This window comes from Bacillus sp. YBWC18 (genome assembly GCF_002998775.1).
In the GTDB taxonomy this organism is placed as follows: domain Bacteria; phylum Bacillota; class Bacilli; order Bacillales; family Bacillaceae; genus Bacillus.
This window is the reverse complement of sequence record NZ_PVRI01000005.1, coordinates 218664-242935: the sequence shown is the minus strand read 5'-3', so window position 1 is coordinate 242935 and position 24272 is coordinate 218664. Positions and strand designations below refer to the sequence as shown.

Sequence of the window (24272 nt, the reverse complement as noted above, 5' to 3'; positions counted from 1 at the left end):
TTGATTTTTTACTACGTTATTATTGTACTATTTCTTTTTCGCCTTCATTCAGCATCGATGTGCTTACTTCTCTGGGCTTTCTCTTTTTTTAAATTTATGGCATTTTGTTATTGATTTACGTACCTCTTTCTCTTCATAATGTAAGTACGTGAAATATTCGAAAAAGCAGGGGTTTTTATGACAAAAAAGACAGATCCATTCAAGTATAGTCTTGATCGTTTAGAGGATGTGGCAGACCAAATTAGTGATGTGCTCAATTGCCCTATTACTATAGAAGATACGCATCATCGATTGTTGGCTTATAGCACACATAATGATTTTACTGATCCCGCCAGAACTTCAACCATTATCTCCCGCCGGGTACCGGAAAAAGTCATTAATCGGCTTTGGAAGGACGGCATCATTCCTACACTCCTTAAAACAGACGAACCGCTTCGTGTCCCTCAAATTGCAGAGGTGGGTTTATCTAGCAGGGTTGCCATTTCAATCTGGAAGGACAAAGAAGTACTCGGTTTTATCTGGGCGATTGAGTCCACACAGCCTTTTTCAGAAGAAGAAATGGACCTTCTGAAGATGGCAGCACATGCTGTTAAAAACAAATTACTTAACTTACAAATTCGCAAAACGAAAACAGAAGAACGCAATCAGGAGCTTTTCTGGAAGATGCTCACAGGTCATATTCATGAAAAAGATGAGATGCTAGACCTATTTTTAAGACTTGGCATCAGATGTCCAGACACGTATGCCATCATCATTTTCCGCCTTCGTGACGAACTCACAGAAGACACAGAAAAAAAGCTATCTTACCTGCTTGAAACAACGCAGCAAGTCCAAGTGCTGTTAACAACTGTTGATTTTCACGAATTCATTATTCTTGTCTCACCCAAAACGGAACACCCGCTGCACGATATTAAACAATTCACAAGCGGCATGCTGCAGCAGCTGTCTGACCGTTATCATATCCATCACGTTCAAGCAGCGATTGGTGGAATTTACGATAACATCTCTTATATTCAGCCTTCCTATAAAGAAGCACTGGCTGTATTAAAAACAAAAGAGCGCTTTCCTGTTGAAACCGAACGTTTACACAGTTTTTCTGAACTTGGTATTTATCAATATTTAGATGTCCTCGCTGAAAAACGAAGGGGCTCATCTTACTCCAGTTACTCTTTATCAAAGCTGGAAGATTACGACCTGAGGCATCATTCCAACCTAGTCGAAACCCTTGAACGATTTATTGACTGTGACAGCAATGCCAATATTGCCGCAAAGCAATTAAACATCCACATCAATACATTGAATTACAGATTAAAACGTATTACAGACATTGCAGAAATAGATTTAAAAAACATGAATGAGAAAATGACCATATACCTTGATATGAAGCTTAAAAACGTCCATTTGTGAAATTTCACAAAGAGGCGTTTTTTTATTTTTTATTTCAACCGAAGCATTTTTTAAACATTCAGGATACACTAGACATACAATATGAATAGATAAGCATGGGAGGAATAAACATGATCATCGGCATTCCGAAAGAGATTAAGAACAATGAAAACCGAGTGGCATTAACACCAGGAGCAGCTTCTCAATTACTTTCAGCTGGACATCAGATTTTAATTGAAACAAACGCTGGTTTTGGAAGCGGATTCACTGATGACGATTATGTATCTGTTGGTGCAGAAATTCTTGATCAAGCGAAAGATGTGTGGGCATCTTCTGATATGATCATGAAGGTAAAAGAACCATTACCTGAGGAATATTCATATTTCAGAGAAGGACTCATCTTATTTACGTACCTGCATCTTGCCGCAGAGCCCTCCTTGGCTGAAGCTTTAAAACAAAAAGGCGTCACAGCTATTGCTTATGAAACAGTAACGGACGGAACATCACTCCCTCTCTTAACACCAATGTCTGAAGTGGCAGGAAGAATGGCCGCTCAAATCGGTGCACAATTTTTAGAAAAGCCAAAAGGCGGTAAAGGCATCTTGCTCGCAGGCGTACCAGGGGTATCAAGAGGGAAAGTCACAATTATAGGCGGCGGTGTTGTTGGAACAAACGCAGCGAAAATGGCGATTGGACTTGGCGCAGATGTCACTCTTATTGACGTAAACGCAGAACGCTTGCGTCAGCTGGACGATCAATTTGGTCATCAAATGAAAACGTTAATGTCTAACCCTGTCAACATTGCAGATTCAGTCAGTGAGGCAGACCTTCTCATTTGTGCGGTGCTGATCCCAGGTGCCAAAGCACCAACGCTTGTGACGGAAGAAATGGTGAAGCAAATGAAACCTGGTTCCGTCATAGTAGACGTAGCGATTGACCAAGGCGGCATTGTCGAAACAATAGATCATATCACAACACATGATCAGCCTACTTATGAAAAACACGGTATTATACATTATGCAGTCGCCAATATGCCTGGAGCAGTTCCACGGACATCGACTGTTGCTTTAACGAATGTCACCGTTCCCTACGCACTGCAAATTGCTAATAAAGGCGCTGCAAAAGCCATTCAAGAAAACAAAGCCATCGCAGAAGGTGTCAATGTCATGAACGGACATATCACATATGAAGCCGTCGCTCGTGATCTCGGCTATGATTATGTGCCTGTTCATCAAGCGATCGATGCGTCTTCTATGACAGAAGCTTAATACAGACCCGCCCTTTTCATGGGTGGGTTTTTTGTTAACCAATAATAAAAACAGGTTGACAAATACTTCTCATCCCCTTAATCTATTTGTACAGATAAGACAGGGGGAAACATCATGCAACAGAAAACAAGAACCGCTGATTTTGTGCTAGTCGGAATGTTTGCTGCACTCATGGCGATTGGAGCCAATATCACATCCATTGTGCCGTTTTTGCAGGTCGGCGGAATTCCACTTACGATGCAGCCGTTTTTTTGTGTACTTGCTGGTCTCTTGCTCGGCAGACGGCTTGGCGCATTGGCTATGATTGTATATGCCTTAGTTGGAATTGCTGGTGCACCTGTATTCGCACAGTTCTCAGCGGGCTTTGGGGTTATTTTAGGCAAAAGCGGTGGTTTTGTATTATCGTATATTCCTGCTGCCTGGCTAGCTGGATTTATTTTAGAAAAAAGAAAAAATCCTGGCTTTGGCCGCTTTTTGCTTGCAGCTATTGCAGGTACGACCGTCATGTATGTGATCGGAACGACTTATACGTACCTCGCATTAAATGTGTGGCTGAATGCACCCATTTCCTATCAAACCACATGGTTCTTTATGATCTGGTTTATGGTGAAAGACTACGCATTGACCATATTACTTGCGATGCTGGCACCTAAAATTTATCGCTCTGTATCAAAAGCCACATCCTTTCGAAAACAACAAGCTGCGTCATAAGTGCAGACATCATCTTCAAGTGGATCATAGAAAAAAGAGCCTGTCTTCATTCAAGCTCTTTTTTCATCATTACTCAGCGTATTGATCTATGATTTCTTCTAGCATTCCTTCAAGCGCTTCTACATCTTCAAGATCTGATTGACTGAAGCGGTGGCGTACAAGCTGTTCTCCGTCATTATACATTTCCTCCAGCCACCCTCGCAGGCCTCTTGCTCTGCGGTCGACTTCGAAAATAACGTCTAATCCATTCTCATCTATCAGAAAAATCAGCTCTAACTCATCAAGCATATAGCGATAGTCGTCTGATGTCGGAATAAACTCAAATTCTTGAACAAATGGCAGACGGCGCTGGAAGTAAGGCGCTTGTTCACAGTCTGCTTCGTTCAGGTGGAAGCCAAGATTTCTAGTGGCTTCCAGTATATTTTTCACCCAAGGATGTGCTTCAACAAAAATACGGTCATAGTCAGATTTATCGATTCCGCCTTGGACATCAAGGTCTGTCACCACTGCAATTTCTACTTTTCCGATAGTCATCGGGGTATCAATAGGAAGAATAAATGAAAACGGAAATTCATGCTTTTCTCCAGGCTGGATGGTAAAAGAATCCGTCACCCGTAAAGTAAAGATATTCACATATTTTCTATGCTCTTCATCATCTTGCACAATCACATATTGTGTTTGAATCTTGACATTGATATAGCGGATGTCCTGAGAGATTTTCCCGCCCTTTACATGGACGGTTCCCCTTACCTCTTGTCCTGGATAATAGGCGTTTTTCTCCAAAATAGTATCTACTTTCGCTGCACCAATCCCAGCACTTGCCGCTAGCTTTTTAAAAAATGACATCTCTCCTCTTCCCCTTTTCATTTTTATCAGCATATATACGTAAGAAAGAGGAAGAAAGATTCATTTAATTCATACTTTTGTCCTAATTATTTTTTCACCTTTGGACAGCAAAAAAATGGAGAAAACATCACAAAAAAGCTTATAGAAAAAACAACGTTTTTCTACAAGCTTTTTATGTTAAAGAATAATTGCCGCAAGCCAGCCGAACAGGACAAGCGGAACATTATAAAATACGAAGGTTGGAACACAAGTACCCCAAATGTGGTGATGCTGTCCATCCATATTCAACCCAGATGTCGGTCCAAGCGTACTGTCACTTGCAGGTGAACCTGCATCCCCAACAGCCGCAGCTGAACCAATAATGGCAATGGTGGCTAGTGGGCTAAATCCTAAGTGCATACATAACGGAACAAAAATGGTTGTAATGATTGGAATCGTCGCAAAGGATGAACCGATCCCCATTGTCACAAGTAAACCAACTAATAGCATTAAAATGGCCGCTACGCTTTGATTGTTTCCAATGAACTGAGAAGATGCTTTCACTAGTTGTTCAATATCTCCTGTTTTCGTTAATACGTTGGCAAATCCAGCCGCTACAAGCATGACAAAGCCGATAAATGCCATCATATTCATACCGGAAGTAATCAGCGCATCAGCTTCATCTCGTTTCATCATGCCTGTGGCAAACAGAACAAGAAGGCCTGCCAGTGCACCGAAGATCATTCCTTCCACGCCAAGGCTTTGAGATAAATAAAGCTGGACAATGAGTGATACTAAGATAGCCAGCACTGCGAACAATAAGCTCTTTTTTGTATAAGCTGATTTTTCTACGTCCGTGATATCTCGATCCTCATATACTCTTGGCTTCCGATACACAAAAAGGGAAACAAGCAACCCGAGCATCATGCCCCCTACAGGGATAAGCATGGCCAATGGAACATCTGTTAATTGAACAGTCAATCCTGCTTCTTTCATGTTATCACGGAGCATTCCGTGGAAAATCTGTCCAAAACCGACTGGAAGTAAAATATATGGTGCAGTGAGTCCGAAGGTCATGACACACGCTAGCAGTCTGCGGTCAATTTGAAGCTCGTTAAACACTTTTAATAATGGCGGAATTAAGACCGGAATAAAGGCAATGTGAACAGGAACGACGTTTTGTGAAAAACAAGATACGATCAAAATCACAAGAATGATCAGTACTTTTGATAATGTTTTTCTTCTTGAGTCGCCTTCTTTTCCTAGAAGCTTCACTGCTCCTTCAACCATGGCATCTGGAAGACCCGTTTTTGTCAGCGCCGCAGCAAATGCCCCTAAAAGTGCATAGCTAATGGCAACTGTCGCATTTCCTCCGAGCCCGTCAGTAAAGGCTTCCACTGTTCCTCCCAGGCCTAATCCACCTACAAGTCCGCCAGCTAAAGCACCGAGTGCCAGCGCAATCACGACATTGACCCGCAGCAAGCTTAATATCAACATTAAAACAACCGCTAAAACAACTGCATTCATGGTGAAACCCCCGAAATCCTTTAGTTTACTAATGTAGTAGATAATTAAAGTACCAACGTATGTTACCATAGAAAATTTTCTTCGTCAAATGGCGTATGTCCTACATAAAAAAAGCTCCGCCATTTGGCAGAGCCTGATCCTTTATTTCTTTCCTTCAAATCGTTCCACAAATGTGGCCAATGACCGTACCATCACACCTGTCGCCCCTGTTGGCCCAAAGCATGAAGGCTTTTCTGTTGTTGCTGTTCCTGCAATATCTAAGTGAACCCAAGGCGTATCCTCAGCGAATTCACCAATGAATGCTCCTGCCATGATCGCATGACCATCGCGGCCTGGTGAGTTATTGAGATCCGCCATTTTGCTGTTTCGTACGCGCTTTTTATCTTTTTCAGTGATTGGCAGCTGCCAAATCATTTCACCGCATTCTTCTGATGCCTCTTTAAACTGAGCATATAGTTCATCGTTATTCGTCATGACGCCTGTTGTCTCATTTCCAAGTGCCACAATGACCCCGCCTGTTAATGTGGCCACGTCTACAAGGACAGAGGCACCGTGCTGCTTCGCATATGTCACACCATCTGCTAAAACAAGACGTCCTTCTGCATCCGTATTCAGCACTTCGATTGTTTTACCGCTAAGTGACACAATGACGTCATCCGGTTTCATGGCGTCAGCTGAGATCATATTGTCTGTCGAGGCAATGACAGCAATGACATTTTGCTCTGGGCGCAGTTCACCAATGATTTCCATGGCGCCTAAAACAGAGGCAGAGCCGCCCATATCTGTTTTCATCCCAACCATACTGGCTCTTGGCTTTAAAGAATAGCCACCAGTATCATACGTGATACCTTTACCGACAAGCCCGATGACGTCTGTCCATTCTTCCTTGCCTTGATATTTCAGAACGATCAGCTTTGGTGGTTCTGTTGAGCCTCTATTGACAGCTAGAATCCCGCCCATCCCGAGCTCTTCCATCTGTTCTTTATCTAAAATTTCAATCTCAAATTCGTATTTATACGCAAGCTCTGCCGCGTACGAAGCCAGATCAGAGGATGTGAGCATGTTCGGCGGCATATTCACAAGGGTACGGGCCGAATTGACGGACTGTCCGTAGACCTCGCCCACTTTCAGACTTGCCTGAATTTCAGCTGTATCATGATCCGTCGTTGCATAAACAAACTCGATGAAGCGATCCGGTTCATTTGTTTTATGTTTAAAATCTTGTAATTCATATGTAGCTAAAAGGCAGCTTTCAGAAAGGGCATGGGCTGCATCTTGGGCAGGCAGATCCTTTCCAATAAACGTATCCAGCAAGACCGAAACCGCTTGCTTTTTATCTTGATGGAGCTTTTTAAATAAATGGGCAAACCCTTCTTTTGCCTCTTCAAACGTGTAATCTGATTCCTTCCCAAGCCCGACAAAATAAATGCGTTTAATGCCTGTTTCAGGGGATGGGAAAAACTTCGAAAGCTGATTTCGTTTAGATGAAATATCGCCTTCTTTTAATAATTCAGTGATTCTTCCTTCAAGTAATTCATCCATTTCTTTTGCTTTTCCTGATAATTGGCTCTTTTGAAAAAGTCCGATCACCAGTGTATCTTTATGTTGCAATTCATTTGTCGAGAAAAACATATTTATCACACGCTCCTTCAATGAACTCCATTTTTCACATTGGAACTTCTATTATATCAAAATTTACGTGCCTATACGATCATTGCCAGTCTGTCTTTACTTGATGAACATTTATATTTTCACACGCGGAAGGGCATCATGAAAAAAGCGATGAAAACTTGAGCAGCCCGCCTGCATTCTCCTCGTTCCACATCTACTTTCTTTAATGTTATAATTGAACATGGACTTGGCAGCATTTTATACTGCTATCATTTTTTCATCTTACTAGGGTACACAGTCCATCATTTCGCACCATATTTTTTCTTACAGAGAGGATGTTTCTTGTTCATGAGCGTACTGACGAATTTTCCGCTGCTTGCCAGCCTTGCAGCCATCTTTTTTGCTCAATTTGTAAAAGTACCGATTCAATTTATCATTTCTAGACGACTAGATTGGTCGCTCATTACAAGCACAGGCGGAATGCCAAGTTCACACTCCGCAGCCGTAACAGCACTCTCAACAGCAGTGGCTTTAGAGCACGGGCTAGATACATCTATCTTTGCCATTTCCGCCATCTTTGCCATTATTACCATGTTCGATGCGACAGGTGTGCGCAGACAGGCAGGAGAACAGGCGACTGTACTTAACAAGTTGGTGACAGATTTTAACCGATTTGTTTCTGAAGCAAAGAATTTCCCGAGTGCGGAAGAAAAAGAAAAGCAAAAGAAATTAAAAGAGCTTCTTGGTCATAAGCCGATTGAAGTCTTCTTTGGCGGCTTAACAGGGATCTTACTGACACTCATCTTAGATTATTACTTCATGTAGAAGCGAAAAAAGCTTTGGACCTAAAACTTGTCCAAAGCTTTTTTATTCTTTATTGGCTTGAAACTGCTGACGGAACACTTGCATTGATTCTGCTTCATTGAGCTGGTTTAAGTCTTTTTCCGTTAACGTCCCTTCGCCCTTTTTGATGATATACACATCAAGCACTTTTTTACCCCATTCTCTATACACATCATCTACGGTTTCATAGTATAAATCAAGCTTATGACCTTTAATGGCTTTTCCCGTATCTGCGACCACTCCGTAGCCATAGTTTGGGATAAACAGCACGGTTCCAATCGGAAAGACTGATGGATCTGCTGCCACAGTTGAATATAGGTCACGTTTCACTTTGACGCCTGAATATGTAATGCCATATGCATGGTGTTCCTTCGTTTTACCTGTTGATTCCACACCTGCTGTATAGCCTGTGGCGACAACCTTTTGCTTCGGGTAATCATTCCAATTAAACGCTTCTTCGAGAGAAACAGCCCGCAAGTCATCACTTTTGAGTGCCATCGTTTCCCTTTTTTGCTGTTGGAAAAAAGAAGATACTTGCTTGCCAGGATCAGTCTCTTTCACCCAGACAGCTAAATCACTTGGTTCAACTCCAGATATGCCCGTAAAGCTTGTCAAGAGAGCAAGCATGAAAAGGGCTGTCATGAACAATCGTTTCATCCATGTTTTCATCTTTATTTGTCACTCCTCTACCCATCTATTTGTTTCCAAACAAAATGGAAACTATGCAAAGGAGAAACAAAAAAACCCACTTGCATGTCTACAAGTGAGTTAAAACATTTGATACCCTCTTTTTCGAAGTGCATTGATGACAAAACCTGATGCAATTGCACCAATCAGACCGCTTAACAAGATAATGATATCTGCCGCTGCGAGAGAGACGATGCGGTCTCCTATTCCTGAAAAAGCGGTGCCCGGTTCTCTGACATAAGCGATCATCTTTTGATTATTGATAATGAAAAGGCATACAATTGGATATAAAATAGCCATAATCCATGACATTCTCAGCAGCATATTGAGCAAAAAGCCAATACCGAAGAATAACACGAAAAATAAAATAACTGAAATGATAACGACTGGTAAACTGATCACTTCATCTCCACCCCCAAATATCCCATCATTAGTTTAACTTGGAAATAGAGATGAAGTCAATCAATGGAAAAAGCAGTTGGATTAAAGCTTCTTTCCTGTCCCTTTACATTCCTCACATGTTTCAGATCCGCCGAGCAATAGCTGAAAATATCCTTTCCCCGAACAATATAGACAGGTGGTCTTCTTCTCTTTTGTATGTGCATTCATATTGCTCACTCCCTTAATCTAAATTTTCTGATAATTTATCATACCATACTTTGCTTCCGATGACCAAGTAAGAAAATATGCCATAAAAAAACGTGTATCACGAGGATACACGTTTTTGTCTATATCGGTTTAGAAGAACTTGAATTTTCCTTTTTTCAGAACAAGTCCTGGGCCGCCAACCATGAATAAAGAACGGTTGTCGATGATTTTCTTCATTGCAGAAGCTTTTGTTCCTTGAAGTTTTTTACCAAACGCAACACCTACAGCGTCGTGTTCACCAAGAGAAGCAACTGTTCCTTTGATGTCTGGCTTAAAGCTTTCAAGAGAACCACCTTTAACTAGTGCTGCAAGGTTTTTCGCTACTGTTTCACCTTGCTGCATCGCGATTTGTGCAGTTGGTGGGTATGGACGGTTGATTTCTTCATTGATGATCAATGAACAGTCACCGATGATGAATACATCATCATTTTCTGGTACACGAAGATCTGGAGACACTTTTACGCGGCCGCGCATGTTTTCAAATCCAGCTTCTTCAACGATTGGGTTACCGCGTACACCAGCAGCCCAAACAACAGTTTCAGCTTTGATTTCTTCTGTATCATCGTCTTTTCCAACAATGATGCCTTCAGGCGTACATTCTTTGATCGCTGTACCAATTTTGAACTCAACACCTTTACCTTGAAGGTAGTTCATTGCATAGTCGATCAATTCAGGATCGAATCCTGGAAGAGCTGTTGGTGCAGCTTCTACACAGATGATACGTACGTCTTTTTGATCAATATCATACTCTTTGCAAAGCTCAGGCACCCGGTTTCCAAGCTCACCAAGGAACTCAATACCTGTGAAGCCTGCACCGCCGACAACGATTGTCAAGCGCTCTGGACGTTTTTCAACTTCCGTATTATACGTCGCAAATTGAAGCTCAATGTGCTCACGAAGCTGACGAGCAGAGTTGATATTAGAGATTGAGAATGCATATTCTTTCAGTCCTGCAATACCAAATGTTTCAGGAACAGCACCAAGTGCAACAACAAGGTAGTCGTAAGAAAGTTCGCCATCTGATGTCACAACTTTCTTTGCTTCCTTATTAATGCTTTCAACTGTTGCTTGTACAAAGTTGACACGGGAACTGTTAATCACATCTTTGATTTGATAACGACAGCGGTCATGATGAAGTGTACCTGCGCTTGCTTCATGTAACCATGTTGTTTCGTAATGATAATTATGCTTGTTCACAAGAGTAATGTCCGCATCATTTGTGCCAAGCTGTTTTGTTAATCTTGTTACAGTCATTAATCCGCCATAACCTGCACCTAATACAACGATTTTCGGTTTATTCACTGGAATCACATCCACCTTTTTTAAATTTGCTGTAAAACGGATAAAGAATTACATATTGCTATTCTCAACCGCTTTCCGGCATTTTATGAAATTTAAACAAAAAAATAAGTATGTGAAAATCTGAACTTTCACCTACATAAAACGAAAGCATTTGACCGTATCCGACAAAAATTCATAAAAAATTAATATTTAGTTCCCTTAACAATAATAGCGAGTTCTGCTCCTTTTTTCAAGGCTTTAAACTGAAAATCCTTATGATAAACGGTCTTTCTCACTTTTTCCTCTTTTTCAAAGCTTCGGCATCAAAAAACGACAAGTTTTTCAAAACAAGTCAAACGACGATATGTGGTATGATATGATATAGTGATAACAATTTTCATTTGGGAGGATTAAAGGAATGCAAGAAGATTCTAAGGTATATGACATTACCGTTATCGGGGGCGGCCCAGTAGGATTGTTTACTGCGTTTTACGGTGGCATGAGACAGGCAAGTGTGAAAATCATTGAAAGCCTTCCTCAGCTCGGCGGTCAATTATCCGCTCTTTACCCTGAAAAATACATTTATGATGTGGCTGGTTTTCCAAAAATCCGCGCACAAGAATTAGTTGATAACTTAAAGGAACAAATGGATAAATTTGATCAAACCATTTGCTTAGAGCAAGCAGTTGAAACGGTTGAAAAGCAGGCAGATGGCATTTTTAAACTTGTGACAAATCAAGAGATTCATTATTCTAAAACGATCATCATTACAGCTGGTAACGGTGCATTCCAACCGAGAAAGCTTGAGCTAGGTGCAGCAGAATCATTTGAAGGAAGCAACCTGCATTACTTCATTAATGATTTGAACCAATTTGCCGGCAGACGTGTGGCCGTTCTTGGCGGCGGAGACTCTGCAGTAGACTGGGCACTAATGCTTGAACCTATCGCAAAAGAAGTATCCATTATTCACCGCCGTGATAAATTCCGCGCCCATGAGCACAGTGTAGAAAACCTGCACAATTCGAAAGTCAATGTAGTGACACCATTTGTGCCAACTGAGCTCATTGGTGAAGACCGCATTGAACAGATTGTGCTCGAAGAAGTCAAAGGCGACAAAAAACAAGTGCTTGATGTAGACGACGTGATCGTCAACTTCGGTTTTGTTTCCTCCCTTGGACCAATTAAACAATGGGGTCTTGAAATCGAAAAGAACTCGATCGTCGTGAAATCCACAATGGAAACAAACATTGAAGGCTTCTATGCGGCTGGAGACATCTGCACGTATGAAGGAAAGGTCAAATTGATTGCCAGCGGATTTGGTGAAGCACCAACGGCTGTCAACAATGCGAAAGCCTACATGGACCCGAAAGCCCGTGTACAGCCTCTTCATTCCACAAGCTTATTTGAAAACAAATAAAAGCGGATCAAAAAAAGGAGTTCCCACTAGCGGAACTCCTTTTTCGTTTATTTAAAAACCCCAATATAGGCATTCGCCATTCCAAGTACCATTGCAGCAAGCAGCACCACAACAATCCCTGCCACAACCAAAATCACCCGATCCTTCACACGTTCCTTTTTCGGAAGCGGCTTCTCAATCCCGCAAGCTGGACACGTTTTGGAACGATACGGAATCAGTTCATGACAGTTCCTGCAATTGATTTGTTCACTCAAACCTCAGCAACCTCTTTTCTCTACCTACAGTTTATGTTTGGTTATCATGATACTCTTTTTGGGTGGAAATAGCCAGTTGTGAGGGCAAGCTGTAACAAAATTGAGCGATTTATAAATTGTTGAAGAGATAATGGAATCAATGAAGGTTTCATCTGATCAACCGATATAGGAAATGAAGAAGTTCATAATGAAGGATAGGTGGAAAGATGTTAAAGCGTTTAATGATCAGTTTGTGCTTATTACTGATGATTGGTGGCTCAGTAGAACTGTTTGCAAAAGACTTTAACAAACGTGATGCTGAGTTCGCAGCAGGGTTAAATATTGATGTTGATCAACTAGAACCTTTTTTAAAGCATGTCTCCTCTTCGATTTTGGATTCTGGTTTGAATCATCAAGACATCAAACAGATACAGTCTGAAATAAAGAAAATACAAAAAGACAATGAAACGAAAGAAATCGGTACGTTTGAAGTTATGTATCGCGGAGAACCAGCAAAGATTCGAGTTGAGGTTGAAGTACATGTGGAAGATATCAATAAAGAAGTCGGCATCTATTTATTTAGTACACAAGAATTGGTTTATATCCTCGATAAAGAACTTTTAAATATCGAAGAAAAAATATGAGAAAGAGACGCTGCTTAAGTGTCTTTTTTTGTTGACTCTCAACTCAATAAAAAAGCCTCCTCGATCGTGTTGTTTATAAAAACAAACGAACAAGAAGGCTTATCTTAATCCACGATCAGTTGTTAACACTCTTCCGGCGTACCGGTATTCGTCGCTGTTCTAAAAGAAGAACCGCATCCGCATGAAGCAATCGCATTCGGATTGTCGATGGTGAAACCGCCGCCCATTAGTGATTGTTTGAAATCAATAATGGTGCCGTTCATGATATCAAGGCTTTCGGAGTCGACAAGGACCTGGATGCCTTGCTGTTCGAACTGCGTGTCTTTCTCTGAAACTTCATGGTCAAAGCCCATGCCGTATGAAAGACCACTGCATCCGCCGCCTTTTACGCCCACTCGCAGGAACGCATTTTCTTCTTCATGTTCTTTCATCATATCTTTAATCTGCAGTGCAGCAGCTTCTGTAATGGTTACTGGTGTACTCATGATCATCCCTCCTTTTGACTGGATGTTTCTTTTCAATTATAAACGTGATGGTGCCTTTTCTCAAATAAATGGTTTACAGATAAAATGTGCCGTCACAAATCGTTTCAGCAGGCCCTGTCATGAGCACATGGTCGTTGTCTTTCCAGCGAATGATGAGATCTCCGCCTGCTAAGTGAACCGTCATGTCCGTTTCTTTTTTCGCCTGTCCATTCACAATCGTGGATACAGCCGCAGCACAAGCTCCCGTTCCGCAGGCTTGAGTAATGCCAGACCCTCTTTCCCACACACGAAAATGCAGTTCTGTTTCACTGACCACTTCTACAAATTCTACATTGACGCCTTCTGGGAACATGTCGTGTTTTTCGATGATTGGCCCAATTGTATCAAGCGGTGCCTTTTCAATGTCCTCTAAATAAAAAACGATGTGCGGATTTCCCATTGAAACAGCCGTTCCATTTAAAGTCACAGTGCCAAAATCAAGTGCTTCATGAATCGTTGTGCTGGCCGGTTCACCAAGCATCGGCATCGCTTTTTTTTCAAAACGAGGTTTCCCCATATCTACTGTCACTAAATGAACGTGACCATCCTGCACGTGAACGGTAGCTTCAACGAGTCCTGACAATGTCTCAATCTGGAACGTTGTGTCTGTTACGATTTGATGCTCATACACATATTTTGCGACGCAGCGTAGACCGTTGCCGCAGTTTTTACCCTCTGATCCATCATTGTTGAAAATGCGCATTTTCACAGGTGCAACATCTGATGGGCAAATAAGGATCATTCCGTCTGAACCGATTCCTGTATAAACAGAAGAAACGCGGATCGCTATCTCTGATAGCTGCTCTTCTGGAAGCTGTTCCTTCATCTGATTGACGTATATATAATTATTTCCTAATCCGTGCATTTTCGTGAATTGAAATGATGTCATGAGCTTCCTCCAAAAATGTTGTTTCTTTATAGTATAAAAGGAGTCGATTCAGGAGACAATCTTATCATCCCCCGTTTTTCATACATAGAAGCTCTTTGCTGCCATGGCAAAGGGCTTTTATTATGCATATGCCTCTTTTTTTCTCGTGTGATGCTTCATTTTGATGATATTTTATTAGCATAACATATTGGATGCGCTTTCTATGAATTCTCCTTAAAAATGGAAGATTGAAGTAAGAAAAAAATGCACCTCATGACCCATGTGGTGCATTTAAAACATCTCATTTTCCTCTATAAAAGCATAAATACGCTCGACTAGCTGCTCTGCATTTTCTCCTGAAACAAATTCTCCATTCACAAGTGCAAATGGGGAGTCCATACATTTGCCGCAATAGCTTAAACAGCCGTATTCCATAACGTCTAGGTTTGGGTCTTTATCAAGCTTCTCTTTTGCTTCTTGAGACCCTTGTGCAAGATTACTTACACAAAATTCGATCAGTGGGAACACTTTGCTTCACCTCACATTGCTTTACCATCCTACCGAAATTCCTTCTATTAGTCAAAACATGAGCTTCATCTGTATCGTTACGCCTATTCCTCGTAAAATGTTTTACTATTTAGGACTAACTAATGAATATGTAGGTTATTTTGAAACAATTATTGTGGTTTCACAGTAAATTCGATATAATTTTATTTGGTATTTTAACTTAAAGTTTTTTAGTATAAGTGTTTTTCAATGTCTACGGGGAAAAGGAGAATCGTCATGAAAAATTTAGTCTTGATCGGCGGAGGTTACGGGAATATGCGGGTTCTCCACCGCTTATTGCCAAATCAATTACCTGATGATGTTACTATCACATTAGTTGATCGAAATCCTTACCACTGTTTAAAAACAGAATATTATGCACTCGCTGCTGGAACAATCTCTGATCATCACATCCGAGTATCTTTTCCAGAGCATCCGAAGCTGGATATTCAATATGGGGAAGTAGAAAAAATTGATATTGAAAACAAACAGATCTTATTCAGCGACCGTGAACCCATTCCTTATGACGACACGGTGATTGGACTCGGCTGTGAGGACAAGTATCATAATGTCCCTGGTGCGAAAGAACATACATACAGTATTCAAACCATTGATCAGTCAAGACATACGTATAACAAATTAAACAATTTGGGTGCAGGTGCAACGGTTGGTATCGTCGGTGCTGGACTTAGCGGGGTAGAGCTAGCCAGTGAATTAAGAGAAAGCCGTGCTGATTTAAACATTATTCTTTTTGACCGCGGAGAGCTGATTCTATCAAGCTTCCCAAAAAGATTAAGTTTATATGTGCAAAAGTGGTTTGAAGAAAATGACGTAAAGATCATTAACTGTGCCAATATTACGAAGGTTGAAGAAGGTGTTGTTTACAACCATGATGACGCCATTGAAGCAGAGGTCATCGTATGGACAGCAGGCATTCAGCCAAGCAAAGTGGTACGGGAGATGGATGTTGAAAAAGACGCACAAGGCCGCGTCGTATTAACACCTCATCACAATCTCCCTGAAAATGAGCATGTCTATGTCGTGGGTGATTGCGCAAGCTTGCCGCATGCCCCAAGTGCACAGCTTGCCGAGGCGCAGGCAGAACAAATTGTCCAATCTCTGCAAAAACGCTGGAAAAACGAGCCGCTTCCTGAGGCTTATCCTCAGTTTAAGCTAAAAGGTGTCTTAGGATCTTTAGGGAAAAAAGCCGGCTTTGGCTTAGTAGCAGATCGTCCACTTATTGGCCGTGTACCAAGACTTCTAAAATCCGGACTCCTTTGGATGTACAAGCATCACAATGGCTAACATCATGTGAATTTTTTCTCAAAGCTCCTTCATGACGAGGGAGCTTTTTTTCTATGAAACGGCATGTGCCGATGAACGGGTCAATTTGATCGGAGCAAGGGCAAGGATGCTGTCTTTACGAAAAGTTCTCATCGTCTTTTTCGATAAACAATACGCTTGGATAAGCTGGTCTGTTTGACGGTGGACAATGATTTTACGCTTCGTGCACTCTCCGTTTTTCTTCATATAAATCATCTCAATTGGTATTTGCTGATGAAGAGATTGTTTCAGTAAATAATTCATGATGCTCACGCTCCTTTCATTTGATTATAATCGAACAAACGTTCTTTTTCAACCTAAAAAGGAACATTTGTTCTGTTTGTTTTCTCAAAAAAAGAACAGTTTATTCACTGCTCTCCGTGTAACCGTATTTCTCCATTTCTTGATAAATGTCTTTTAATTTTGGATTGCCCTCTCCAACAATTTGATCCTCCACTAAGACAAGCGGATAAAAGAATTCATCATCAAGAATTCGTTCAGACAAATCTTTTTGGCGTTCGTTTTCTGGCGGGTGCTCAATATCAATATATGTGATGCGAAACGGCTGATTCGGATATTTTCGTTTTAACGCTGCATCTAACCACTCAAATGTGTCTTTTGAAGAAGGCAGATTCACGCAGCTAGCGCACAGTACATCTCTTCCATATACATAAAGATCAACGGTTTGATTCATTTGGCAAGCCCCCTATTCTTTCTTTATTTTAGCTGAATTTTCTGTATGAAAAAAGTCAAAATCACTTTTTGTTTCAAGATGAGATTGTGCTATAATGAGAAGGAAACTTTGAAACCAATCAATAGATTTTTATCGTCCAGATGAATATAATGGTGATATGTTGTGAAAGGAGCGATTATATCTAATGACTGAAGTCGAAATGAAAGACCAAGTACAGGAAGTACTGGACAAACTTCGTCCATTTCTATTACGTGATGGTGGAGACTGTGAGCTTGTAGACATTGAAGATGGCATTGTGAAATTACGTCTTCTTGGTGCATGCGGCAGCTGCCCAAGTTCAACCATTACATTGAAAGCCGGTATTGAACGCGCATTATTAGAAGAAGTGCCTGGCGTTGTAGAAGTTGAACAGGTTTTCTAATTCATATATGACATGAAAACGACCCGAATTCGGGTCGTTTTTTTCATTATTAACTTAACTTCTCTCTAAACCAGTCCTTCATAAAGGTCAGTCTTTGAATACGCTGCCCCGGATGGCCGCTTCTGGATAAATCATGAGATGCCTTCGGGAATTTGACGAGCCTTGTGTCTTTCCCAAGCTCCTTCAGTGCTACAAAAAGCTGTTCTGCTTGATCAACTGGACAGCGATAGTCTTCATCGCTGTGCAAGATGAGAAGCGGCGTCTTCACCTGCTTCACATACTTTAGCGGCGAACGATCCCATAGCTTATCGGCCGAATCATAAATATCCCCATCAATCTGCCATCTTGTGAAGTAATAACCGATGTCACTAATGCCATAAAAGCTAATCCAGTTTGAAATGGACCGCTGTGTGACGGCTGCGCGAAAGCGGTCGGTTTGCCCGACAATCCAGTTTGTCATAAAACCTCCATAGCTGCCGCCTGTTACTCCGAGCCTCGTTTCATCAAGTAAATCATAGGCTTTGAGCACATGATCAACAGCCTGCATGACATCCTTATAATCAACGCCACCATAGCTTCCTCTCACACGGTCGCTAAACATCTGTCCGTATCCATGACTGCCATGAGGATTGATATATACGATGGCATAGCCTTCAGCAGCGAGCATTTGAAATTCATGAAAATACGTATAACCATACATCGCATGCGGTCCACCATGAATCTCTAAAATGAGAGGATATTTCTTCCCGTCTTCCATTTGGGAAGGCTTCATAAACCAGCCATGCACCTCATCACCTTCTTTTGACTGAAACGAAAATGGCTCTGGTACCGATAGGACATGCTCCTTAAGAAAGGTGTCATGCTCGAACGTGATTTGCTTTAGATCCGCCTCCCCTAATGTCAGCTCATACAGCTCACTTGGTGAAACGTGCGTAAGCCGGCTGAGCAGCAATTTGGATTCATCTGGATGAAGGCTGAAGTTTGTAATATGTTCTGCCTCTAATCGAACTGGATAGGCTAAGCCTTCAACGGAGAAATAATAAATCCCTGTACTGCCTTGATCAGAAACAAGCGCATAAAACCCCTGGCTATCCTTTGTCCACTGCGGAAGCTGATTGGCTTCGCCCATGACGCTATCTCCTGCCATACAGTTGCCCACATACATATCGAGCATTTCTGACAGCTGAACTACTTTTTCTTCCTTCAGATCATACAGCCATAATGCTGGGAAGGTAGCATTTTGAAATTCGCGCTCATGTCCGATATACACGAGGCTCTCTCCATTTGGAGAAAAAGACACGGTGGAATAAGCGCCAGCTGATTGTGTGATTTTCTTTGTCGTACTGTCCTCTAATGACAGGAGGCACACGTCACTTATGTAAGGTATCTGAGGATTTGATTGAATATAGGCAAGCCATTTCCCGCACGGAGAGACCGTGTGACTCACATGATGATGCTGCCCGCTCGTGACAGCCTCTACCTCTCCTGAGTGGGTATCCACTTGAATGATCTGCGTGAAACGCCCATCTAAATAACCTCTGCCATCTGCTTTATAGGTCAAATCATCATATACCGCAGGAGCGAAATCATCTCGCTCTTCCTTTTTTTCATCATGAACAGATTCTGATTGTTTCAGTGACACAGCCGCATAAATGAAAGCTCCATCTGGTGAAAAGACAGGATGAGATACCCCGTATGGAATCGCCGTTAAGGTGCGCACACCGCCTCCCTGACTCTGAATCAGTGCCAGCTGAGGAACTTCCTTTGGCTTTTGCAAAATAAAAGCAAGCTGCCTGCTGTCTTTTGACCACACTGGCTGATGATGCTTTCCATCCTCAAATGTCCATTGTGACAGCTCCTCTGTCTCTTCATCTCGAACCCATAAATGGATGTTGTAATCATCTTTTTTCTCATTCACCGTGACTTTTGTAAAAACCGCCTTTTTTCCATCTGGTGAATAAACCGGATGAGAAACAGAAACAATCTTCGTTAAATCTTCTGCCGTCATCAATTTCTTCATGAATGTATCTCCCCCTTTTACGCATAAAAAATAGTTCGATCCTCTAAATAATAATCCCTGCTTCTTCCTATAAAAACAAGGATAAAAAAAGAACGTGCAGATTTACAGCACGTTCTCAGATTATTGAAAAAGGGCTAAAATGATCTTTATTTTAGCTCTTTTTCTTCTTTTCAGCGTGATAGAAAACCTTTGCAGTCTAGGAAGGACGAGTACTGGCACGGAGCGAATTTGACATTCGTGAGCACCAGCACGCAGGACTGACACCGAATGCGAGGGTTTGTCTACACGCTGGTAACGTGCATTTTTACAGCACGTTCTTTACTTGATTGACAGGATCATGCTCCACGACAACACCTTCTACCGGTACCGTCAGCAAATCTACTTCGCAATGCGGGAAGTTTTGGGCAAGCTGCTTTTTCAGCGCTTCTCCCTTCCCTTTTTCAACTAAGGTTAAGATCGTCGGTCCAGCACCGCTTAATGCCGTTCCATACGCTCCTTTTAGCGAAGCGACATGCTCTACCTTCGACAGCTCTGGGACGAGCATTGTGCGGTAAGGCTGATGAAATAAATCCTTATTCATCATTTCTCCAACAAGCGGCCAGTTTTGCGTCATTAATGCCGCTACAAGCACGTTGCTCACAGCACTCGCACTGACAGCATGTTTATAGGAAAGATCCTCTGGCAGGACATCACGGGCATCCTTTGTCAGCACTTCATAAAAAGGAATCACGACGACAACATCTATATCCACATGCTGCACTTTGACGGCATGTGTCTGGTCTTCTTCATGAAGACCAATCAGTAAACCGCCGAATAAAGAAGCACCCGCATTATCTGGATGACCTTCTACCTCACTTGCAAAAAAGAGCTTTTGATCATCTGTCATATTTAATTCGAGAAGCTGATTGGCCAGCTCAATGGCTGCCACAATTGCAGCAGCACTGCTTCCCAGCCCCCGTGCCAATGGAATATCACTCCACACTTTGACATAAACAGGCGGGAGTGTTTTTCCAAAGTGATCTGCGACCTTTTTGGCTGTTTGATAAATTAGGTTGTCGGTGCCTGATGGAATCCCGGACACGACATCTGTTTCTGCTTCAAACAGCCAGCTATCATGGTCATAGACCGATAGCTTTAAATAGCGGCTGAGCGCCATTCCAACTGAATCAAAGCCTGGTCCTAAATTGGCAGTGCTTCCCGGTACTGTGATTGTAAAAAGCATGGAGGCTTTACTCATACGCGCGCGGCCTTTTCTAAGTGTTCAAGAATTTGATCTTCATCTGCATCGAGTGTGACCGGCTTGATTTGTGAAATATCAATTGCCGTATTCGGATCTTTCAATCCGTTGCCTGTTAATACCGCAACAACTTTACTGCCTGGCTTGATTTCTCCGGATTTCACCTGCTTTAGCACACCTGCGATAGACGCACAAGAGCCCGGTTCTGCAAACACGCCTTCTTCACGTGCAATCAATTGATATGCATGAAGAATTTCCTCGTCAGTCACTTCATCAATCTTTCCGTTTGATTCATCTGCGGCTGCCACAGCTTGCTTCCAGCTCGCTGGATTTCCGATACGGATGGCAGTTGCCACTGTTTCTGGCTGTTCAATCACTTCATTTCGTACGATTGCTGCTGCACCTTCTGCTTCAAAGCCGCGCATGACTGGCAGTCCAGTTCCTTTTTTCTCATGGTATTCCTTGAAGCCTTTCCAGTAGGCGGTGATGTTCCCTGCATTTCCAACAGGAATCGCCAGTACGTCCGGGGCCGAGCCTAGCTGCTCACAGATTTCAAATGCCGCAGTTTTTTGTCCTTCAATTCGGTACGGATTGACAGAGTTAACAAGAGCAATCGGCGCTTTTTCACAGATGCTGCGGACGATTTTCAGCGCATCATCAAAGTTGCCGTCAATCGCAATGATCTCTGCTCCGTACATCACAGCCTGTGCAAGCTTCCCGAAGGCAATTTTCCCGTCTGGAATGATGACGATACATTTCATATCAGCACGGGCTGCATAAGCCGCTGCCGCCGCAGAGGTATTCCCTGTCGAAGCACACATGATCGTATCATTGCCTTCTTCTTTTGCCTTTGCAACAGCCATGACCATTCCACGATCCTTGAAAGAGCCTGTTGGATTGACGCCTTCTGTTTTCACATGAAGCTCAACCCCCAGCTTTTCCGAAAGTTTGGCAAGGTGGATCAGCGGTGTATTCCCTTCATTTAATGTTAGTTTTGGTGTTGATTCGTTTACTGGTAAGAATTCTTGGAATTCCTCAATAAGTCCATTCCACTTCATCAGCTTAAACCGTTCCCTTCTACTCGGTACGTGCTCTTCACTTGAACCACCACGTCGAGATCGTTTAATTTTTGCAGGATATTTGAGAAATCTTCTTCTGAGGTCCGGTGTGTAATAATCACAATTTCAGCCAGCTCATCATGCCCTTTCACAGGAAGCTGAAGGATCTTTTCAAAGCTGATGCCTCTTTCAGAAAAAATAGATGTAATGCGGGAGAATGCCCCGACTTGATCTCTGACATGAATTCTTAAGAATTGCTGAGCAAATACTTCCGATGGCGATTTGATCTTTTTCTCAAACTGCGGTGCGATAAATCCGCTTCCGTTCACGCCAAGGCGCATGTTTTTCATCACTGCGACTAAGTCTGATACAACAGCTGTTGCCGTTGGGAGACTTCCTGCTCCAGGGCCGTAAAACATCGTTTCTCCTACAGCACTTCCATAGACATACACCGCATTGAATTCATTGTTGACCGATGATAGCGGATGGTGATCAGGGAGTAAGGTTGGCTGGACACTGACTTCCACTTTCTCTCCGTCCCGCTGGGCAATTCCGATCAGCTTCATTGTGTAGCCAAATCGTTTACTGAAATTAATGTCTTCATCAGAAACGTCAGAGATGCCTCTGACCTTCACATCCTCTAATTCCACATTCATGGAAAAACCGAGTCTTGCAAGAATCGCCATTTTCCTTGCTGCATCAAGTCCTTCTACATCAGCTGTCGGGTCTGCTTCTGCAAAGCCAAGATCCTGCGCTTCTTTTAAGACATCTTCATATGCGCTTTTATCGACGTTCATTTTCGTTAAAATAAAATTCGTTGTGCCGTTCACAATTCCCATCATCTTCGTAATTCGGTCAGAGGCCAATCCTTCTTCCAGCGTACGCAGAATCGGAATTCCTCCGGCGACACTTGCTTCATAATAAAGATCACAGCCATTTTCTTTCGCAACATGTAAAAGCTCTGTTCCGTAAAGCGCCATTAAATCTTTATTGGCTGTAATGACATGCTTCTTCTCATTTAACGCATCTATTAAATATTGTTTTGTCTCTTCAATGCCGCCCATCACTTCAATAATGACGTCGACCTCTGGATCTCTAATCACATCGTATACTTCAGTTGTGAAGACCTCTCTTGCCACATCCACATCTCTCTTTTTATCGGGATTGCTCACAAGCACTTTTTGTATTAATACCGGACAGCCGATCTGGTGCATTAATTTATCCTGGTGATCTTGGATAATCTTGACGACACCGCTCCCCACTGTTCCTAATCCTAATAGTCCAACTCGAATTGCCTTCACCTGAAATTCCACCTTTCTCCGTCAATGTCCTCTCTAAAAAGACATTTGTTAACCTAACACAGACATTCAATGTACACACATTATAAAGGGGTATCCTCATTTTGACAAGGTAATAAAATAAGAGATTGTCAGAATGAAACCGCTTAACAGCTATTTATATCAAGATTCTATATTTTCAAAATATTTTTGTCAGAAAAGCTCCCGAAACTCAGGGAGCCTTATATGATGAATGAACCGGCGTTTTGGCTTGCTGACCTTGTAAGACAAGCGCAATATTTTCAGCACACAAACGCATCATCGTTTTTCTCGTTTCGACACTTGCACTTCCAATATGAGGGAGAACCGTGACGTTAGGTAATGTTGTTAACGGATGAGACGGGCTGACAGGTTCCTGTCTAAATACATCCAGACCGGCTCCGGCAATTTTTCCTGTCGTGACCGCCTCATATAAAGCATCCTCATCCACAGTCTGTCCTCTTGATACATTAATAAAATAGGCTGAGTTCTTCATCAGATCAAATGCTTTTTCATTAAACATGTCTTTTGTTTCCGGGGTTAAAGGGGTAAGACAGACGATGAAATCAGACTGCGTAAGCAGTTCCTCAAATAGCGCATAAGTCACGCCGAGCTGCGCTTCTGCCTCTGGCTTTCTTGACCGGTTATGGTACAGCACCTTCATGTCAAAGCCTGCTGCCCGCTTGGCAAGCGCTGTTCCGATACTTCCCATGCCAACAATCCCAAGGGTTTTGTGATGAATATCAGCGCCGGCAAGAAGAAGAGGCCCCCAGCCTGTCCAATTTCCTTCCTTAATCCAATCACTCGCCTCGACAATCCGTCTAGCTGACGCCATCAGAAGGGCAAAGGCTAAATCAGCCGTGGATTCTGTTAATACATCCGGTGTATGACAAATAGTGATATTGCGCTTTTCAGCGGCCTCAAGATCAATATTGTCATAGCCAACAGCAAGGTTTGCGATCACCTTAACTTGTGGAGCCTTTGATAAAAGGGCTTCATCTACTTGATCTGACAGCATGGTGAGAAGCGCATCCGCTTGAGCTGCTTGTTTTTCTAATTCTTCTCTTGGACATGGCTCATCCTCGCTCGGCCACATCTCAATATGAGCGACTTCTTTTAATGGTGTAAGTGATGCTTCATCCAGCTTTCTTGTGATATAGACATATGGTTTCGTCAAGAAGAAC

25 protein-coding genes and 1 pseudogene are annotated in these 24272 nt (G+C 42.3%); 8 read left to right on the top strand and 18 right to left on the bottom strand.

Annotated elements, in window-relative coordinates:
* The first annotated feature begins 177 nt into the window (after window positions 1-177).
* From adeR to C6348_RS15000, 3 genes are all read left to right on the top strand, one after another.
* Window positions 178-1407, top strand: a complete 1230-nt coding sequence (adeR, locus tag C6348_RS15010; RefSeq protein ID WP_034659848.1) for a sporulation transcriptional activator AdeR — start codon at window positions 178-180, stop codon at window positions 1405-1407.
* A 110-nt stretch (window positions 1408-1517) separates the two neighbouring features.
* The gene (gene ald, locus C6348_RS15005) at window positions 1518-2654 is read left to right on the top strand and encodes an alanine dehydrogenase (RefSeq protein WP_106043622.1); all 1137 of its coding nucleotides are present in this window, start codon (window positions 1518-1520) and stop codon (window positions 2652-2654) included.
* A 114-nt stretch (window positions 2655-2768) separates the two neighbouring features.
* A complete protein-coding gene (locus C6348_RS15000; RefSeq protein ID WP_003212636.1) occupies window positions 2769-3365 on the top strand; it encodes a biotin transporter BioY in 597 nt (198 codons plus the stop codon).
* 69 nt (window positions 3366-3434) lie between these two features.
* On the opposite strand, the gene C6348_RS14995 is transcribed toward C6348_RS15000, so the two are convergent.
* The 3 genes from C6348_RS14995 to C6348_RS14985 all read right to left on the bottom strand — a co-directional run bounded on the left by C6348_RS14995 (window position 3435) and on the right by C6348_RS14985 (window position 7349).
* The gene (locus C6348_RS14995) at window positions 3435-4211 is read right to left on the bottom strand and encodes a sporulation protein (protein WP_106043621.1); all 777 of its coding nucleotides are present in this window, start codon (window positions 4209-4211) and stop codon (window positions 3435-3437) included.
* 177 nt (window positions 4212-4388) lie between these two features.
* A complete protein-coding gene (locus tag C6348_RS14990; protein WP_060597228.1) occupies window positions 4389-5717 on the bottom strand; it encodes a Na+/H+ antiporter family protein in 1329 nt (442 codons plus the stop codon).
* 141 nt (window positions 5718-5858) lie between these two features.
* Window positions 5859-7349 (bottom strand): leucyl aminopeptidase, encoded by a 1491-nt coding sequence (locus tag C6348_RS14985; protein ID WP_106039120.1) that lies wholly within the window; start codon window positions 7347-7349, stop codon window positions 5859-5861.
* A 327-nt stretch (window positions 7350-7676) separates the two neighbouring features.
* On the opposite strand from C6348_RS14985, the gene C6348_RS14980 reads away from it, so the two are divergent.
* Window positions 7677-8153: a divergent PAP2 family protein gene (locus tag C6348_RS14980; RefSeq protein ID WP_095285825.1), complete on the top strand. Its 477-nt coding sequence runs from the start codon at window positions 7677-7679 to the stop codon at window positions 8151-8153.
* A gap of 42 nt (window positions 8154-8195) precedes the next feature.
* Here C6348_RS14980 and C6348_RS14975 read toward each other — a convergent pair whose 3' ends face one another.
* The 4 genes from C6348_RS14975 to C6348_RS14965 all read right to left on the bottom strand — a co-directional run bounded on the left by C6348_RS14975 (window position 8196) and on the right by C6348_RS14965 (window position 10814).
* Entirely contained in the window at window positions 8196-8840 is a 645-nt protein-coding gene (locus C6348_RS14975) for a 3D domain-containing protein (protein ID WP_106036546.1), read from the bottom strand.
* Between the two features lie 99 nt (window positions 8841-8939).
* On the bottom strand, window positions 8940-9260 hold the full coding sequence (locus tag C6348_RS14970) for a YuiB family protein (protein WP_039181171.1): 321 nt from the start codon (window positions 9258-9260) through the stop codon (window positions 8940-8942).
* An 81-nt stretch (window positions 9261-9341) separates the two neighbouring features.
* Window positions 9342-9467 (bottom strand): YuiA family protein, encoded by a 126-nt coding sequence (locus C6348_RS18930; RefSeq protein WP_181185437.1) that lies wholly within the window; start codon window positions 9465-9467, stop codon window positions 9342-9344.
* Window positions 9468-9596: 129 nt separating this feature from the next.
* On the bottom strand, window positions 9597-10814 hold the full coding sequence (locus C6348_RS14965) for an NAD(P)/FAD-dependent oxidoreductase (protein WP_164847198.1): 1218 nt from the start codon (window positions 10812-10814) through the stop codon (window positions 9597-9599).
* Between the two features lie 391 nt (window positions 10815-11205).
* Here C6348_RS14965 and yumC point away from each other — a divergent pair, with 391 nt between their 5' ends.
* Window positions 11206-12204, top strand: coding sequence for a ferredoxin--NADP reductase 2 (yumC, locus tag C6348_RS14960; protein WP_034659862.1), 999 nt, complete (start codon window positions 11206-11208; stop codon window positions 12202-12204).
* Window positions 12205-12251: 47 nt separating this feature from the next.
* On the opposite strand, the gene C6348_RS14955 is transcribed toward yumC, so the two are convergent.
* A complete protein-coding gene (locus C6348_RS14955) occupies window positions 12252-12458 on the bottom strand; it encodes a hypothetical protein (protein WP_012011136.1) in 207 nt (68 codons plus the stop codon).
* Between the two features lie 206 nt (window positions 12459-12664).
* Here C6348_RS14955 and C6348_RS14950 point away from each other — a divergent pair, with 206 nt between their 5' ends.
* Window positions 12665-13081, top strand: coding sequence for a hypothetical protein (locus C6348_RS14950; RefSeq protein WP_106043620.1), 417 nt, complete (start codon window positions 12665-12667; stop codon window positions 13079-13081).
* A gap of 122 nt (window positions 13082-13203) precedes the next feature.
* Here the strand turns inward: C6348_RS14950 and erpA are convergent, their stop codons facing one another.
* The 3 genes from erpA to C6348_RS14935 form a co-directional block, all read right to left on the bottom strand.
* Complete coding sequence (gene erpA, locus C6348_RS14945) at window positions 13204-13566, bottom strand: iron-sulfur cluster insertion protein ErpA (RefSeq protein WP_012011138.1); 363 nt, start codon at window positions 13564-13566, stop codon at window positions 13204-13206.
* A gap of 73 nt (window positions 13567-13639) precedes the next feature.
* On the bottom strand, window positions 13640-14494 hold the full coding sequence (dapF, locus tag C6348_RS14940; RefSeq protein ID WP_060597233.1) for a diaminopimelate epimerase: 855 nt from the start codon (window positions 14492-14494) through the stop codon (window positions 13640-13642).
* 270 nt (window positions 14495-14764) lie between these two features.
* On the bottom strand, window positions 14765-15001 hold the full coding sequence (locus C6348_RS14935; protein WP_003213414.1) for a YuzB family protein: 237 nt from the start codon (window positions 14999-15001) through the stop codon (window positions 14765-14767).
* Window positions 15002-15256: 255 nt separating this feature from the next.
* Here C6348_RS14935 and C6348_RS14930 point away from each other — a divergent pair, with 255 nt between their 5' ends.
* Window positions 15257-16324, top strand: a complete 1068-nt coding sequence (locus tag C6348_RS14930) for an NAD(P)/FAD-dependent oxidoreductase (protein WP_106038216.1) — start codon at window positions 15257-15259, stop codon at window positions 16322-16324.
* A gap of 51 nt (window positions 16325-16375) precedes the next feature.
* On the opposite strand, the gene C6348_RS14925 is transcribed toward C6348_RS14930, so the two are convergent.
* Together C6348_RS14925 and C6348_RS14920 are read right to left on the bottom strand one after the other, a co-directional pair.
* On the bottom strand, window positions 16376-16606 hold the full coding sequence (locus tag C6348_RS14925; protein WP_106030449.1) for a WYL domain-containing protein: 231 nt from the start codon (window positions 16604-16606) through the stop codon (window positions 16376-16378).
* Window positions 16607-16706: 100 nt separating this feature from the next.
* Window positions 16707-17036: a YuzD family protein gene (locus C6348_RS14920; protein WP_106043619.1), complete on the bottom strand. Its 330-nt coding sequence runs from the start codon at window positions 17034-17036 to the stop codon at window positions 16707-16709.
* 121 nt (window positions 17037-17157) lie between these two features.
* Between C6348_RS14920 and C6348_RS14915 the strand changes: the two are divergent.
* Window positions 17158-17457: pseudogene (locus tag C6348_RS14915) on the top strand (NifU family protein).
* A gap of 49 nt (window positions 17458-17506) precedes the next feature.
* Here the strand turns inward: C6348_RS14915 and C6348_RS14910 are convergent.
* From C6348_RS14910 to C6348_RS14885, 5 genes are all read right to left on the bottom strand, one after another.
* Window positions 17507-19477 (bottom strand): alpha/beta hydrolase family protein, encoded by a 1971-nt coding sequence (locus tag C6348_RS14910; protein WP_066030451.1) that lies wholly within the window; start codon window positions 19475-19477, stop codon window positions 17507-17509.
* Between the two features lie 304 nt (window positions 19478-19781).
* A complete protein-coding gene (gene thrB / locus C6348_RS14905) occupies window positions 19782-20714 on the bottom strand; it encodes a homoserine kinase (RefSeq protein ID WP_106039114.1) in 933 nt (310 codons plus the stop codon).
* Window positions 20711-21772, bottom strand: coding sequence for a threonine synthase (gene thrC, locus C6348_RS14900; protein WP_066030449.1), 1062 nt, complete (start codon window positions 21770-21772; stop codon window positions 20711-20713). Before thrC ends, thrB begins: the two co-directional genes overlap by 4 nt.
* Window positions 21772-23073 carry a homoserine dehydrogenase gene (locus C6348_RS14895; protein WP_034659873.1) on the bottom strand — a complete coding sequence of 434 codons (1302 nt, stop codon included), beginning with the start codon at window positions 23071-23073 and terminating at the stop codon, window positions 21772-21774. The genes thrC and C6348_RS14895 overlap by 1 nt, the downstream gene beginning before the upstream one ends.
* 208 nt (window positions 23074-23281) lie before the next feature.
* Window positions 23282-24265 (bottom strand): 2-hydroxyacid dehydrogenase, encoded by a 984-nt coding sequence (locus C6348_RS14885; protein WP_106043618.1) that lies wholly within the window; start codon window positions 24263-24265, stop codon window positions 23282-23284.
* Window positions 24266-24272: the final 7 nt, after the last annotated feature.